Annotated in this window: 14 protein-coding genes; 5 read left to right on the forward strand and 9 right to left on the reverse strand. The window is 61.7% G+C overall.

What is annotated here, in order from left to right:
- Positions 1–8 precede the first annotated feature (8 nt).
- The gene (locus QWJ46_RS13115; RefSeq protein ID WP_302751498.1) at positions 9–917 is read right to left on the reverse strand and encodes a DMT family transporter; all 909 of its coding nucleotides are present in this window, start codon (positions 915–917) and stop codon (positions 9–11) included.
- A 317-nt stretch (positions 918–1,234) separates the two neighbouring features.
- Between QWJ46_RS13115 and QWJ46_RS13120 the strand changes: the two genes are divergently transcribed.
- The gene (locus QWJ46_RS13120) at positions 1,235–2,002 is read left to right on the forward strand and encodes an SDR family oxidoreductase (protein WP_302751499.1); all 768 of its coding nucleotides are present in this window, start codon (positions 1,235–1,237) and stop codon (positions 2,000–2,002) included.
- 325 nt (positions 2,003–2,327) lie between these two features.
- On the opposite strand, the gene QWJ46_RS13125 is transcribed toward QWJ46_RS13120, so the two are convergent.
- From QWJ46_RS13125 to QWJ46_RS13145, 5 genes are all read right to left on the reverse strand, one after another.
- Complete coding sequence (locus QWJ46_RS13125; protein ID WP_302751500.1) at positions 2,328–3,110, reverse strand: glucose 1-dehydrogenase; 783 nt, start codon at positions 3,108–3,110, stop codon at positions 2,328–2,330.
- A 176-nt stretch (positions 3,111–3,286) separates the two neighbouring features.
- Complete coding sequence (locus QWJ46_RS13130) at positions 3,287–4,075, reverse strand: SDR family oxidoreductase (protein ID WP_302751501.1); 789 nt, start codon at positions 4,073–4,075, stop codon at positions 3,287–3,289.
- 100 nt (positions 4,076–4,175) lie between these two features.
- A complete protein-coding gene (locus tag QWJ46_RS13135; RefSeq protein ID WP_302751502.1) occupies positions 4,176–5,654 on the reverse strand; it encodes a sugar ABC transporter ATP-binding protein in 1,479 nt (492 codons plus the stop codon).
- Between the two features lie 27 nt (positions 5,655–5,681).
- Positions 5,682–6,611 (reverse strand): sugar ABC transporter substrate-binding protein, encoded by a 930-nt coding sequence (locus QWJ46_RS13140; protein WP_302751503.1) that lies wholly within the window; start codon positions 6,609–6,611, stop codon positions 5,682–5,684.
- Positions 6,612–6,728: 117 nt separating this feature from the next.
- Positions 6,729–7,709: an ABC transporter permease gene (locus QWJ46_RS13145; protein WP_302751504.1), complete on the reverse strand. Its 981-nt coding sequence runs from the start codon at positions 7,707–7,709 to the stop codon at positions 6,729–6,731.
- Between the two features lie 210 nt (positions 7,710–7,919).
- Between QWJ46_RS13145 and QWJ46_RS13150 the strand changes: the two genes are divergently transcribed.
- From QWJ46_RS13150 to QWJ46_RS13165, 4 genes are all read left to right on the forward strand, one after another.
- Positions 7,920–8,729 carry a transketolase gene (locus tag QWJ46_RS13150; protein WP_025416342.1) on the forward strand — a complete coding sequence of 270 codons (810 nt, stop codon included), beginning with the start codon at positions 7,920–7,922 and terminating at the stop codon, positions 8,727–8,729.
- The gene (locus tag QWJ46_RS13155) at positions 8,729–9,685 is read left to right on the forward strand and encodes a transketolase family protein (protein ID WP_302751507.1); all 957 of its coding nucleotides are present in this window, start codon (positions 8,729–8,731) and stop codon (positions 9,683–9,685) included. Before QWJ46_RS13150 ends, QWJ46_RS13155 begins: the two co-directional genes overlap by 1 nt.
- 65 nt (positions 9,686–9,750) lie before the next feature.
- The gene (locus QWJ46_RS13160) at positions 9,751–11,217 is read left to right on the forward strand and encodes an FGGY family carbohydrate kinase (protein ID WP_302751508.1); all 1,467 of its coding nucleotides are present in this window, start codon (positions 9,751–9,753) and stop codon (positions 11,215–11,217) included.
- A 21-nt stretch (positions 11,218–11,238) separates the two neighbouring features.
- A complete protein-coding gene (locus QWJ46_RS13165; protein ID WP_302751509.1) occupies positions 11,239–12,189 on the forward strand; it encodes a sugar-binding transcriptional regulator in 951 nt (316 codons plus the stop codon).
- A gap of 306 nt (positions 12,190–12,495) precedes the next feature.
- Here the strand turns inward: QWJ46_RS13165 and QWJ46_RS13170 are convergent, their stop codons facing one another.
- The 3 genes from QWJ46_RS13170 to QWJ46_RS13180 are packed head-to-tail and all read right to left on the reverse strand — an operon-like array spanning position 12,496 to position 15,455.
- Positions 12,496–13,248 carry an ABC transporter ATP-binding protein gene (locus tag QWJ46_RS13170; RefSeq protein ID WP_302751510.1) on the reverse strand — a complete coding sequence of 251 codons (753 nt, stop codon included), beginning with the start codon at positions 13,246–13,248 and terminating at the stop codon, positions 12,496–12,498.
- Positions 13,242–14,312, reverse strand: coding sequence for an iron ABC transporter permease (locus tag QWJ46_RS13175; protein WP_184473587.1), 1,071 nt, complete (start codon positions 14,310–14,312; stop codon positions 13,242–13,244). Before QWJ46_RS13175 ends, QWJ46_RS13170 begins: the two co-directional genes overlap by 7 nt.
- Positions 14,313–14,318: 6 nt before the next feature.
- Complete coding sequence (locus QWJ46_RS13180; protein ID WP_302751512.1) at positions 14,319–15,455, reverse strand: ABC transporter substrate-binding protein; 1,137 nt, start codon at positions 15,453–15,455, stop codon at positions 14,319–14,321.
- Between the last annotated feature and the right edge of the window lie 21 nt (positions 15,456–15,476).

Below are 15,476 nucleotides of genomic sequence, written 5' to 3' on the forward strand. Positions count from 1 at the left end.
ATCCTGCCTCAAACCGGTGAGCGCGGCGCCGATTCCTGCGCGATCGGGGGCACGCGGCGCTTGGCTTCACGATAGAACGTATAGAGGCCGGAAGCGATGACGATTGCGGCGCCCAAAAGCGTCCAGCTGTCGGGCACTTCGGCGAAGAAGAAAAAGCCGAGCAGCGAGGAGAAGATCAGGCTGGTATAGCGGAACGGCGCAACGAAGGAGATTTCGCCGGTGCGCATGGCGAGAATGACCGACTGGTAGCCGACGAGCACCAGCACCGAGGCGAGCAGGAGATGTCCAAGGGAAGTCGCGCTGACCGGCTGCCAGCCGCCGAGTACGGGGATGAGAAGCGCGCCGAAGAAGGAGATGGAGGTCGCGGTGATGACGGTGATCATCAACGACGGAATCTCCGGATCGATCGAGCGGGTGGCGAGATCGCGGCCGGCCGTCGTCAGCACCGCGGCAACGCAGAGGAGGGCGGCGGCGGTGAATCCTTCCGGTCCGGGGCGGATGATGATCATAACCCCGACAAGACCGACTGTTATCGCCGACCAGCGCCGCCAGCCGACGGGTTCGTTGAAGAAGAGCGCGGCACCAAAGGTGACGACCAGCGGCAGCGATTGCAGGATCGCCGAGGCATTGGCGATCGGCATCATGCCGAGTGCGGTGATATAGGTGACGGCGGAAAACATCTCGCAGATGATGCGCAGGATAATGATCGGCTGCAGCACGACGCGCCAGGAGCGCAGAGCGCCCATTTTCCTGGCGATGAGATAGACGAGCAGGCTGGTGAAGAGGCCGCGCAGGAACATGATCTCGCCGGCATTCATATAGGCGACCACCGATTTGGAGAGAGCATCGCTCGCGGAAAAGCCGGCCATCGCCATGCTCATATAGATGGCGCCCTCAGTATTGCGTGACCGCGGCATGAAGAGATTCCCGTTACCTGTGCGCCCCTTCTTAGTCGGGAAGATACGTGAAGGGAATCGAATGAATGTCACACCCGGGATAAATCGATGATGCGACGCACAATGGTGCTGACGTGACGGCAGGCGCCTCTGCGGAAACTGCGGCAACTTACCGTTTTATCTGACGAATTCGGTATTTCGGATATGCACACCGAGGGCACTGATCCAACCAAGACCATCTGCCATCGGCGGATTTTGTTTCTGCGCGCGGGAAACGGGTGGCTGCACCGTCAGATGTTTGAGATCTGGGACGTCTCAACAACTGAGGAGAAACGGATATGACACTTCTTAACGCTAAAACCGCGATCATCACCGGCGCAAGCTCGGGCATCGGCCGCGCGGCGGCGAAGGTTTTTGCACGGCAAGGCGCGAAGCTGGTGATCAACGGCCGGCGGCAGGATGCACTCGATGCCGTCGTCGCCGAAATCGAAGCGGAGGGCGGAGAGGCGGTCGCTGTTGCCGGCGATGTCAGGGACGAGGCGCTGCAGGAAAGACTGGCCGAAACGGCGGTCTCGCGTTTCAGCAAACTCGATATCGCCTTCAACAATGCCGGCGGTCTTGGCGAGATGGGGCCGGTTGGCGGACTGTCGCTGGAGGGCTGGCGCGAGACGATCGAGACCAATCTGACCGCCGCCTTCCTCGGCGCCAAACACCAGTCGGCGGCAATGGGAGAGGGCGGCGGTTCGCTGATCTTCACCTCCACCTTCGTCGGCTACACCGCCGGCATGCCCGGCATGGGCGCCTATGCGGCGAGCAAGGCGGGGCTGATCGGCTTCGTGCAGGTGCTGGCCGCCGAACTCGGGCGGCAGAACATCCGCGTCAATGCCCTGCTTCCCGGCGGCACCGATACGCCGGCCAGCATCACCAACGCGCCTGATGCGACGTCTGATCTGATTGCCTTCGTTGAGGGACTGCATGCGCTGAAGCGTATGGCGCAGCCGGAAGAGATCGCCAATGCGGCGTTGTTTCTGGCGTCGGATCTGTCGAGCTTCGTGACGGGGACGGCGATGCTGGCGGATGGTGGGGTGTCGATTAGCCGGACGTAGGATTGGTGAGGGGCGTTCATTTTGTCTTTGCTTGTGCTTGGCGAAGCTAGGCAATGAACGATGTGCCCGTAGCCCCCTCATCTGCCTGCCGGCATCTTCTCCCCGCTGGGGAGAAGGGGAATCGTGGCGGCGTCTCGCTCCACGTGAGACGTTTGCGGTAGGTATTGCCACCGTGCGGCTTGCTCCCCCTTCGCCCCAGCGGGGAGAAGATGCCCGCAGGGCAGATGAGGGGGGTGAGGAGCGTCAGCGACGAACGCCTTGAGCGGCAAGCGAAAGGCAGATGGCAGCTTCAGGTTTCAGCTTCGGTGCCGCCCCAAGTTCCCGCCTACGACATGATCAACCCGCCATCGACATTGATCGTCTGGCCAGTGATGTATGCGGCGTCGTCGCTGGCGAGGAAAGTCACCAGGCCGGCGACGTCCTCGCCGGAGCCGGCGCGTTTCATTGGGATGCCCTCGACCCATTCCTTCATCAGCTCGCCGGGGGCGTAGTTGCCGAGCAGTTTGCCCCAAGCCTGGTCGTTATAGGCCCACATGTCGGTCTCGATGATGCCGGGGCAGAAGGCGTTGACGGTGATGTTCTCGGTGGCGACTTCCTTGGCCAGGCTCTGGGTGATGCCGACGACGCCCATTTTCGAGGCCGCGTAATGCGGGGTGTAGATGAAGCCGTCGCGGGCCTGGCCGGAGGCGGTGTTGATGATGCGGCCGCCGCGCTTGTGTTTGCGCATTCTTGCAATGGCTTCCTGGGCGCAGAGGAAGACGCCCTTGGTATTGACTGATATGACCTTGTCCCACTCGTTCTCCGTCAGGTCCTCGACGCGGGCGATTGTGATGACGCCGGCATTCTGGATTGACACGTCGACGGAGCCGAATTCCTGCTCGGCCGCATCGTAGAGCGCTTTGACGCTCGCCTTGTCGGTGACATCGCCCACGAAAGAGATCGCCTTGCCGCCTTCGACGCGAATCTGCTCGGCAACGCCGTGGACCAGGTCTTCATTGGCCGAGACGACGAGATTGGCGCCTTCGCGGGCAAAGCGCCTGGCGATCGCAGCGCCGATACCGCGGCTGCCCCCGGTAATGACGACGGTCTTTCGCTCAAAGCGTTTCATGGTCTTTCCTCGTATCTTCGACAAACAGCAAAACTAGGCGCGAGCGCCCGTTCGATCGGCGTGAAGGGCGGGCAGACGGCGATATCGCACGCCGTCGCCCGTTGGCCCCTTCAGCCTCGATCTCAGCCAGGGAGGGAGCGAGACCGTTCATTTTCCAACTGCCGGTTCTCATCGCATCACCAGCAGCAGAAACCGCCGTCGACGAGAAGATCGACGCCGGTCACGAAACTTGCCGCATTCGATAGCAGGAACACCGCCGGACCGACCATCTCGTCGACCGTCGCCATGCGCTGCATCGGCGTCTGCTCTTCGAAGAGCTTGGTCTGGTGGATCATCTCCGGACGGGTGTTCATCGGCGTTGCCGTATATCCGGGGGAGATGGTGTTGACACGAATGCCACGGCCGACCCACTCCATCGCCATCGACTTCGACATATGGATGACGCCCGCCTTGGAGGCGTTGTAATGCGCCTGGCTCAGCCCCCGGTTTACAATCACACCGGACATGGAGGCGATGTTGACGATGGCTCCGCGTCCATTCTTCAGCATGGCGCGCGCCTCGGCCTGGCAGGACAGGAATATGCCCTTGAGGTTGATATCCATCAACGTCTGATACTGATCCTCCTCCATCTCTTCCGCCGGGTTGGCGTTGGCGATGCCGGCAGCGTTGACGGCAAGCGTCAATGCGCCGAGATCCGCTTCGGTGCGTGCTACAGCATCTGCAAGAGAGGATTTGTTCGTGACGTCAGCCGCGATCTGGATCGAGCGGCGGCCGACGGCGTTGATATGTTCAGCCGTCCGGGCCAGTCCGTCGTCGGTCCGGCGGTCGAGCAGGGCCACGTCGGCGCCGCATTGTGCAAGGCCGATGGCAATGCGCTGCCCGATGCCACTCCCGGCGCCGGTGACGATGGCCACCTGGCCACTGAGATCGAAAAGCTTCGGGGCGTTCAGAGTGATGTCGGACACCGCTCTTCCTTTCTCTGTTGTTTTGTTTTCACGCAATTCCCGGTAAAAGTGCTTCGCGCTTTGCCTGGCAAAACCGCTGCACACTTTTGCTGGAATTGCTTTAGATGGTAGCTAGCTCCATGACCGAAACGTCATTTGCCTCGTCACGATTGAGGATCCCCGCCTGCTTGCCCTGCGCAAGCACGAGAATGCGATTGGAGACGCCGAGAACTTCCTCGAGGTCCGAGCTTACGACGATGACCGCCACGCCCTGTTTGGCAAGATTGACGATGATGTCGTAGATGCCGGCGCGGGCGCCGACGTCGATGCCTCTCGTCGGTTCGTCGAGCACCACGACCTTAGGGTCGCGCATCAGCCACTTGGCGATCACGACCTTCTGCTGGTTGCCGCCTGATAGGTCCGAGGCGTATTGCTCGGCACGGCCCTTGACGCCGAACTTGGCCACCGCCTTTTCCGCAAAGGAACGTTTGACGCGCGGCGTAATCCAACCGCGGCCCAGCTTGTCGAGATTGGCGTAGATAATGTTCTCGCTGATCCGGTGCCCGACGATCAGACCCTGTTCCTTGCGGTCTTCCGGAACCATGACGATGCCCTTGGCGATCGCGTCCGCCGGGTCGCGCAGCCTGAGTTCCTCGCCTTCCAGCTTGATCGAACCTGCGCTGATCGGATCGGCGCCCGAAATTGCACGCACCAGCTCGGTGCGGCCGGCGCCGACCAAGCCGGCGATGCCGAGAATTTCGCCGGCCCGCACCTCGAAGCTAACGTCACGGAACGAGTCCTCCGGCGAGCTCAGGCCGGAGACTTGAAGGACCGGACGGTCTGTCGGAACGGGCAGGGCGGGGAACAAACGGTCAAGCGGGCGTCCGACCATGCTCTCGACAATCGTTCGCACCGGGGTCGCGCTGTCTGAGAATTCCTGCACGCGCTCGCCGTCGCGAAGAACAACGATGCGGTCGGTGATCTGCTTGATCTCTTCCATACGGTGGGAAATGTAGACGATGCCGACGCCTTCCGAGCGAAGCTTGCGAATCTGTTCGAAGAGAGCTTGCGTTTCCGCGCCGCCAAGGGCAGCTGTCGGCTCATCGAGGATCAGCAGCTTTGCGTTGAGCGCCAGCGCCTTGGCGATCTCGATGAGTTGCTGATTTGCGGTGGAGAGGCCGGCGACCGTCCGCGTTGCGGGTATGTGAAGGTTCAAGCGAGCAAGCTGGTCCTGTGCCCGGCGAACCATCTGGGCACGGTCGACGGCGCCGTTCTTCATTGGCCAGCGTCCGATGAAGACGTTTTCCGCGATCGACAGCTGCGGCAGAAGCTGCAACTCCTGGTGAATCAGGACAACGCCCTTGTCGATCGCTTCCCGTGGGGTGGCCGGGGCATAAGGATGCCCCAGCCATGTCATTGATCCTTCGGAGGGCGTGCGTGACCCGGCGATAATGCCCGACAGCGTCGACTTGCCCGCTCCGTTTTCACCGAGAAGTGCGACCACTTCGCCCGGATAGACGTCCAAGCTGACATCCTTCAGAACCTGGAGCGGCCCATACCACTTGGATATGCCCCTCAGGGAAAGAACGGGATCAGTCACGGCACACCTCCTCAAGACCTTGGTTCATTACGGATGGTTGGCGATGAAGCCTGCCACGTTTTCCCTGGTTGTCAGCGTGGCATCCATGAGCTGGACCGGGGGTACTTTCCCGCCGGCGACAAGCTTGGCGGCATTTTCAACCGCGTCGCGGCCCATCTTCTGTGTCTGCTGAGTAGCCGTAACGTCGAAGACACCCTTGCTGAGGGCTTCGAGCGCTGCGGTGTCGCCATCGAAGCCGCCGACCACGATCTTTTGGGAAGGTTTCGCGACCTTGATCGCCTGGGCGGCGCCGAGTGCAAGAGCGTCAGCCTGAGCGAATACGATCGAGACGTCGGGGTTGGCCTGCAGCATGTTCTGCATGATCTGGAAGCCTTCATCCTGGCTCCAGATGTTGGAGTACTGCTCAGCGACGACCTTTACATCCGGGGAGGCCTTGAGAGATTCACCGCAGCCCTTCGAGCGATCCACTTCCGGCGTCGTGCCCTTTTGGCCGTGGATGATGACCATCTTCCCCTTGCCGCCGGCTTCCTTCAGGATGTAGTCGCAGACAGCCTTGGCGGAGGCGACGGAATCCGTTGCAAGGAACGTATCGCCCGGTGCTCCTTCGGCATTGCGGTCAACGTTTACGACCGGGATGCCGGCGTTCTTCGCGAGCTTGACCGGAACGCTGGCCGCGGCCGCACCGGCCGGAATATAGATCAGCGCGTCGATTTTCTGGGTCAGAAGATCCTGGATCTGGTTGACTTGCGTCGGCCCGTCGCCCTTGGCGTCGACCGTAATGACTTCGATGCCGCGCTTCTTGGCTTCGGCCTCGACCGATTGCTTGATCTGGTTGAAGAAGTTGGCCTGAAGGTTGGCAACGGCGAGGCCCAGCTTCTTCAGTTCCGCCGCGTGTACGGGACCGAGCATGAGACCGAGCAGTGCAGCAGACGCGAGCATGGTGCGCGCTATTTTCATTGTATTTCCTCCGTTGTTTAATGGAACCCTCGGGTATGTCCTCCCCCTCGGGGTATTGATCCGCCCTGATTTTCCGGGGCGGAATTCCAGGTCCGCCAACGCGGCGGACGCCGTTCGTCAGGCGCGACGCCGACGAATGGTCTCCGCCCCGACCGCAAGCACGATGACGATGCCGATGATCACCTGCTGAAGGAACGGCGAGACGTTGAGAAGGTTGAGCCCGTTGCGAAGCACACCGATGATCAGAACGCCGATCAGCGTTCCGCCGATGCCGCCGGCGCCGCCGGAGAGCGAAGTGCCGCCGATGACGACTGCAGCGATGGTGTCCAGTTCATAGCCCAGACCGCTGGACGGCTGGACGGAATCCAGCCGGGCAGCGAGCACGATGCCGGCAAGGCCTGCAAGGACGGCGCTTATGACATAGACGCCGATCGTCACCAGCGGGACGTTGATGCCGGCGAGGCGCGCAACTTCGGAGTTTCCGCCCACCGCATAGAGCATGCGGCCTTCGGAGCGGAAGTGCAGGAAAAGCCAGGCCGCAAGAACCACCGCCAGCATCAGAAAGACCGTGGCTGTCATGACGCCGAAATGGCGATCGATCGCCAGCATCATGAACCAGTCAGGGAAGCCGACGATCTGCTGGCCGTCGGTGATCATGTTTGCGACGCCGCGGGCGGCCGACATCATTGCCAGAGTGGCGATAAAGGCCGGAACCCTGAATTGCGTCACCAGAAGTCCGACGATCAGGCCCGATACCGCCGAAGCGATCAGCGCAAAGGCGATCCCGACGGGCAGCGGCAGACCGGCGACGTTGGCGGTCCAGCCCATGACCATCATCGCCAGCGCGAGTGCCGAGCCGACGGAAAGATCGATGCCGCCGATCAGGATGACGAAGGTCATGCCGACCGCCATGATGCCGAGAACGGTGATCTGGTCGAGGATGTTGAGGCCGTTTCGAACCGAAAGAAACGTGTCTGTGCTGACGCTCAGAAAGACGCACAGCACGAGCAGTCCGACGAGTGGGCCGGTCGCTCCCTTGAGCTTGCTCAACCACGCACCGGACGAAAGCCTGTGTTCATTGATATCGAGCGCCACCATTGCTCCTCCCTCTGCGTAGGCCTGTATCCGATATTTGTTCAGGTTAGAATAATTATTCACGCCTGCTGGAAAATTCATTAACAAGTTGCTTTCCGGCTGTCAACAAGATTTCATCTGCACATGTTCTTGCTACTTAGCATAATGGGCTTGACTAATCGGGTTCTTGTGCAAAAATATTGAGTAGTGAATATTTATGCACACGAGGAATCGATGGATACGACAGAACTTGAGCGCATCGCCCGCGAGATCCGATTGCGCGATCTTCAGGCGGTCTTTGAAGCGGGTGCCGGCCATATTGGCGGGGAAATGTCGGTCATCGACATTTTGACGGCGCTCTATTTTCGTGTGCTGAATGTCTGGCCGGATCAACCGAAACATCCCGACCGTGACCGGTTCGTTCTTTCAAAGGGACATACGGCATGCGCTCTCTATGTGACGCTCGCAAAACGCGGCTTCATCCCAGAGGAGGAGATTTCCACCTTCCTGCAGCCCCATTCGAGGCTGAACGGGCACCCGAACTGCAACAAGGTTCCGGGCGTCGAAACGAATACCGGACCGCTCGGCCATGGTCTTCCGGTCGCAATCGGAATGGCGAAAGCCGCCAAGCTCTCGGGCGCTCAATATCACACCTATGTCGTCACCGGCGACGGTGAGATGCAGGAGGGCTCCAATTGGGAAGCGATCATGGCGGCAGCCCAGTTCAAGCTCGACAACTTGACCTTGGTCATCGATCACAACAGGTTCCAGCAGGGCGCGGCGCTGGCCGAAACCAACGATCTCGCGCCGCTTCGTCCGAAGCTTGAAGCCTTCGATTGGGAGGTCACCGAGATCAACGGCAACGCCATGAGCGAAATCGTCCCTGCGCTCGAACACCGGGGGGCGAGACCGCATTGCATCGTCGCCCATACCAACAAGGGCCATGGAATCTCATTCATGCAGGACCGGGTCGACTGGCACCACAAGGTACCGAGTAAGGAACAATACGAAATCGCATTGGCAGAATTGTCGGAGGCCCTGTAATGAACGCGCCAATCAACTCACCCAAGCTCTACGATTGCCGCGACGCATTCGCCGCCACGCTGGAGCGGCTGGCAACTGAAAATGAGAAGATCGTTGCCGTCTGCAACGACTCCGTCGGCTCCTCCAAGCTCGGCGGCTTCAAGTCGAAATTCCCCGAACGCCTCGTCAATGTCGGCATCGCAGAGCAGAACATGGTCGGCGTCGGAGCAGGCCTCGCCAACGGCGGACGGCTTCCGTTCGTCTGCGCCGCCGCGCCGTTTCTGACGGGGCGGTCGCTGGAGCAGATCAAGGCCGACATTTCCTACTCGAACGCCAACGTCAAGCTGGTCGGCATTTCCTCCGGCATGGCCTATGGCGAACTCGGTCCGACACACCACTCGATCGAAGATTTCGCCTGGACGCGGGTCCTGCCGAATCTTCCGGTCATTGCGCCTTGTGACCGCATCGAAACCGCTGCTGCCGTTGCCTGGGCTGCGAGTTATGACGGGCCCTGTTTCCTGCGCCTGTCACGGGTCGGCGTGCCAGACCTGCTTCCGGAAGGCCACAAGTTCGAACTTGGCAAGGCGAATCTCCTTCGCCAGGGTTCCGACGTCACCCTGATCGCCAACGGCACTTTGACCCATCGAATCTTGAAGGCTGCCGAAATCCTTGCAGAACGCGGCATCAATGCCAGGGTGCTCAATCTTGCAACGGTTCGTCCGATCGACGAAGAGGCCATCATCACTGCCGCCAGGGAAACCGGCGCGATCGTGACCGCCGAAGAGCATTCGATCTTTGGCGGGCTCGGCTCGGCGGTCGCCGAGGTGGTGGTCGACAATGCTCCGGTGCCGATGAAGCGTCTCGGCGTTCCCGGCGTCTATGCCCCCACAGGTTCGGCAGAGTTCCTGCTCGACGAATTCGGGATGGCGCCGGCCGCAATCGCCGACGCCGCGCAGGCGCTGATCAAGCGCAAGTAACTGGGATCATCAGCGGCTGATACGCTTTTGCCGTTTCGGCCGTCACCTGATCCGGGGAGGATGGAATGCGGGCAATTCTGGCAATCGACCAGGGCACGACCAATTCAAAGGCAGTTCTGGTTTCCGAGACGGGAGAAATCGTCGGCAGAGGGTCGGCGCCTGTCGGCATCTCCTATCCCAAACCGGGCTGGGTCGAACAAGACCCGCGCCGGCTTTACGCCTCGGTCTGCGAAGCGGTCGAGGCCTGCCTGAGGGCCGGCCTCAATGTGGCGATCGAGGCCGTGGCCATTTCCAACCAGCGCGAGTCGGTCACGGCCTGGGACGCCGACACCGGAGAAGCGCTTGGACCGGTGGTCAGCTGGCAGTGCCGCCGAACGGCGCAGGATTGCGAACGTCTCGTTGCCGAAGGCCGGCTTGACCGGGTGCAGGCGCTCACCGGCCTGCCATTGGATCCGATGTTTCCGGGTTCGAAATTCCGCTGGCTGCTCGACCGTATTGCGGCCGGGCGATCGGTGCGGCTGGGAACGATCGACAGCTGGCTCGTCCACTGCCTGACGGGCGGGCGCCGGCATGTCTGCGACGCGTCGAATGCCGCCAGAAGCCAGTTGTTCGATCTCAGGGAGCAGAGATGGAGCGAGGAGCTCGGCGAGATTTTCGGCGTCGATATCGCGCTGCTGCCCGAGGTGCTCGACAGCTCCGCCGATTTCGGCAGAACGCAAGGATTGCCGGGGGTGCCTGACGGTACGCCCATCATGGCCGCGATCGGGGACAGCCATGCCGCCCTGTTCGGTCATGGGGCCTTCAAGCCGGGCGACGGCAAGGTGACTTTCGGAACCGGCTCTTCGGTCATGACGACGCTTTCGCACTTCATTCCTCCACGCAACGGCGTCACGACAACCGTTGCATGGCGTATCAGGGGGAAGCCGACTTTCGCTTTCGAAGGCAATATTCTCGTTTGCGCCGCCAGTCTTCCATGGATGGCCGATATTCTCGGCCTTGCGGATGTGGCGGCGCTTGTCGAACTTGCGGCGAGCGCCGAGCCGGGCGGCCCTGGCTTCGTGCCGGCATTCGTGGGGCTGGGGGCGCCTTACTGGAATGCCGATGCCCGCGCCCTGTTCTCCCAGATCAACTTCAATACGACACGTGCGCAGATGGCCCGGTCGGTGACCGATTCCATCGCCTTGCAGGTGCATGACGTGATCGCCGCCATGCGGACACAGAGCGGCGGCGCGCTCGGCGCGATCTATGTGGATGGCGGGCCGAGCCAGAACCGCTTCCTGATGCAGTGTGTCGCCAACCTCATCGAACATCCCGTGATCCAATGCGAAGCGCCCGAGGCGTCGGCTCTGGGCGCTGCCTATCTAGCGGGACTGTCAATCGGCTTGTGGAGCGATCTCGATATTGTCGCGGCGCTGCCGCGAAACACGCAAAGCATCGAGCCGCAACCCGTCGATCGCGTGGGACTTCTCGAGACCTGGAATGATGCGCTCGCCCGCTCGACGTCCCGCGAAACAAAGGCTAAAGGTGAATAAAAATTCACTCTGGGATTAGCGATGACTCGCCTCAACGAACTCCGCCTCATTTCAAGAGTCGCCCAGATGTACCATATCGAGGGGCGGCGGCAGGCGGAGATCGCAGAGCACCTTCGCCTGTCGCAGGCAACGGTGTCGCGCATGCTGAAGCGCGCCGAGGCTGAAGATATCGTACGCACCAGCGTGATCCCTCCCGTCGGCACCTATAGCGAGCTCGAGGGCGCGCTTCGCCAGAAATACGGTCTGCCGGAGGCGATCGTCGTCGAGTGCACGGAAGATCGGGACGGCGCCATCATGGCCCGGATCGGCGAGGCGGCGGCGCATCTCCTGGAGGTGACGCTTTCACCAGGAGAGATCATCGGCGTTTCGAGCTGGAGCCAGACCATTTTCAAGATGGTCGAGAACATTCATCCGTCGAAGAGTGCGCAGGTGAAATACGTCGTCCAGACCCTGGGAGGCATGGGCGATCCTTCGGTGCAGACGCATGCGACGCAGCTGACCACTCGGCTTGCACGGCTGACCGGCGCCGAGCCGAAACTGCTGCCGGTGCAGGGTGTTACGACATCAAGAGAGGCAAAGCTTCTGATGCAGGCCGACCCGTTCGTCCGCGAGACGATGGACCTGTTCGGCAGCATAACGCTGGCGATCGTCGGCATCGGGGCCGTCGAGCCGTCCGAACTTCTCGCCCGCTCCGGCAACATCTTTTCGTCGCGCGAACTCTCCGATCTCGCCGAAGCGGGAGCCGTCGGCGATATCTCGCTTCGCTTCTTCGATAAGAACGGCAAGCCGGTCAAGACGCCGCTGGACGATCGGGTCATCGGGCTTCCACTCGAGGATCTCGAACGGGTGGACCGGGTCATTGCTCTTGCCGGCGGGTCCAAAAAGACCGACGCCATCGCAGGCGCGTTGCGGGTGGGGGTGATCGACATGCTTGTGACCGACAAGTTTACGGCGCAGCGGTTGATTGATTGACGGGGTGGGGTGGAGAACTTTTCGTTTGCCGGCATGCCGTGTGGGACCCCCCTCCGTCCTGCCGGACATCTCCCCCACAAGGAGGGAGATCGGCTGGGCGTGACGGCTTCCCCAAACAACTAAAGCAACGTGATTATCGCTGCCGACTGAGAGGGGGCAAGGATCAGGCCACTTGCCAATCTCCACCCTTGTGGGGGAGATGTCCGGCAGGACAGAGGGGGTGCCACACGGCATGCCCATACACTCTCAACCTGAAATACGCATCCCGTCGCACAACCCCACTATCTCAGGATAGGTTCTCTTGGGTCAATGCGCCGTGCCATCGACGATCACATGATCGTGGTCCAGCGAGCATTTCTCGATCCGGGCTTCGACCCTGTAGATCTCCCGCAGCATCTCGGCGGTGACGACATCTCTTGGCGCGCCGCAGGCGCGCATGCGGCCGTTGGCGATGACCAGCACCTTGTCGGCGAAGCGCAGCGCCTGGTTGAGGTCGTGGATGGCGATCAGAACGAGCATGCCTTTGGCGCGCGCCCGGCGGCGCATGAAATCGAGGACCTCGACCTGGCGGTGGAGATCGAGGGCGCTTGTGGGTTCGTCCATCAGCATGATTTCGGGCTCGCGCACCAGCGCCTGGGCGATCGAGACGAGCTGGCGCTGGCCGCCGGAGAGCGCGCCGAGATCGCGGAAGGCGATGGCGGTGATATCAAGCGCTGCCATGATCTCGTCAATGAAGCGCAGGTCGCCGTCGCCGACCGACCAGGACTGGCCCTGCTTGCGGGCGAGCAGGATGGATTCGTAGACGGTCAGTACCGCATTGGCCGAGGTGTCCTGCGGCATGTAGCTGATGGCGTTTTTCGCCTTCGAACCTTCGACGACGACATGACCGGGGCCCTTGAGCAGGCCAGTGATGCGCTTGAAGAGCGTCGACTTGCCGGCAGCGTTCGGGCCGATCACCGCGACGACCTCACCGGATTTCATCACCGGGGTCGTCACGTCTTCGACGAAGAGCTTGCGGCCATGAAAGGCGCCGACCGACTGCAATTGAAGCGCTACCATGACCGGCTCCTGTTCGAGAGGATGAGCGAGAAGAAGAAGGGCACGCCGACCAGCGCGGTGATGATGCCGATCGGGAAGACGACGCCGGGGATGATAGACTTCGAGACGATCGAGGTCAGCGACAGCAACAATGCGCCCGAGAGGATCGAGCCCGGCAGGAAGAAGCGCTGGTCCTCGCCGAGAATCATGCGGGCGATGTGCGGCCCGACGAGGCCGACGAAGCCGATGGTGCCGACGAAACTCACCGGCACCGCGGCCAGCAGCGAGACGACGAGCATGGTTTCCAGCCGGATGCGGCGGACATTGACGCCGAAGCTTGCCGCCTTGTCTTCACCGAGGCGGATGGCGGTCAGCGCCCAGGCATTGCGGGCAAAGAGCGGCAGTGCAGCCAGCAGCACGGCGAGCGTCACCCAGATCTTCGGCCATGTCGCCTTGGTGAGGCTGCCCATCGTCCAGAAGACGACGGCCGACAGCGCCTGTTCGGAGGCGAGATATTGCAGGAAGGCGAGGGCCGCATTGAAGGTGAAAACCAGGGCGATGCCGAGCAGCACCACCGTCTGCACCGAGACGCCGCGGGCCTGCGAGACGAAATGGATGAAAAGTGTGGCGATCAGCGCCATGATGAAGGCGTTGACCGGCACCAGCAGGCCGGCCGCGACAGGCAGAAGCGGAACGCTGGTAACGATCGCCAGGGCCGCACCGAAGCTTGCCGCCGCCGAAATGCCTAAGGTGAAGGGGCTGGCGAGCGGATTGGCGAGGATCGTCTGCATCTGCGCGCCGGCGACGGAGAGCGAGGCGCCGACGACGATCGCCATGACGGCGACCGGCATGCGGATATCCCAGACGACGGCGCGGACCTGATCCGAAACCGAAGACGGGTCGAGGAGGGCGGAGACGACCTCGCCGAGACTATAGCGGGCCGGCCCCCAGGCGAGATCGACGGCGAAGGACAGACAAAGCGCTGCCGTCATGGCGAAAAGGATCAGCAGCTTGCGCCGGGCGAGGGCGCGGTAGCGCTCCCTCCCGGCTTCCACGTCGATCGAATGTGCGGCGATCTCGGCCATTGCGATTTACTGTCCGGCCTTGGCGTCGACCCAGTAACCCGGCTGATAGGCGACCGGCAGGAATTTTTCGTGGAATTCCTTGAAGGTGGCATCGGGGTCGAGATCGGCAAACAGGTTCGGGTGGAACCATTTGGCGAGTTGCTGGACGGCGACGAACTGGTAGGGGCTGGTGTAGAACTGGTGCCAGATCGCATGGACATTGCCGCCGGCCACCGCCTTGGAGCCGGTGAAGGCCGGGTTTTCCATCAGCGTGATCAGCGCCTTGCGGCTGTTGCCGAGGGTGGCGGCGGCATTCGGGCCGACATTGACGAAATCCTTGGCATCCTTGGTCTGGCTCCAGTTCGAGCCGGTGACGACGATGACTTCCGGATTGGAAGCGACGACCTGTTCGGCATTGATGGAGCCGGTGTAACCCGGCAGGAAATCGGAGCCGAGATTGTGGCCGCCGGCCAAATCGACCATTAGGCCGAAATTATCCGGGCCGAATGTGCCGCAGCATTCCACAAGGCCGGCGGCGCGGTACATGAAGACATTTGGCTTCGGGGGATTGGCCGCCTTCAGCCTGTCGGTGACGCGCGCCATCTGTTCCTTCCAAAAGCCGGCGACGGCCTCGGCGCGGTCCTCATGGCCGAAGAGCTTGCCGAGAATCCTCAGGCTCGGCTCGGTGTTGGCGAGAATATGCTCGCGGAAATCGATGTAGACGATCTTCACGCCGATGCCGGAGAGCATCTCCTCGAGCTTTACCTCGTCGGCGGCCGTCTTGTTGCCGATCGGCAGCAGCAGCACGTCCGGGTGCAGCTTGACGACCGTTTCGGTCTGCAGCGTGCCGTCGGTCAGGTTGCCGAGGAAGGGCAGGTCCTTGCCCTTGGGAAACTTCTCGACATAGGCGTTAAAGCCATCCTTGTCGGTGGTCCAGAGATCGTTGCGCCAGCCGACGATCTTGGCGAATGGGTCTTCCTTCTCGATCGGCGCGACGGCGTAGAGCATGCGGCCTTCCCCAAGGATCACCCGCTCGACCGGCTTGTCGAAGCTCACTTCGCGGCCCGCCACATCCTTGATGGTGAAGGATTGGGCGAGGGCCGAAAGCGGCATCAGGCTCGCAATCGTGGCAGCGGAAACTGCGAACATTTTCACGAAATTCATCTGGAAATTCCCCCGAGGTCT

Source organism: Rhizobium sp. CBN3, assembly GCF_030518245.1.
Taxonomy (GTDB): Bacteria; Pseudomonadota; Alphaproteobacteria; order Rhizobiales; family Rhizobiaceae; genus Rhizobium; species Rhizobium aethiopicum_A.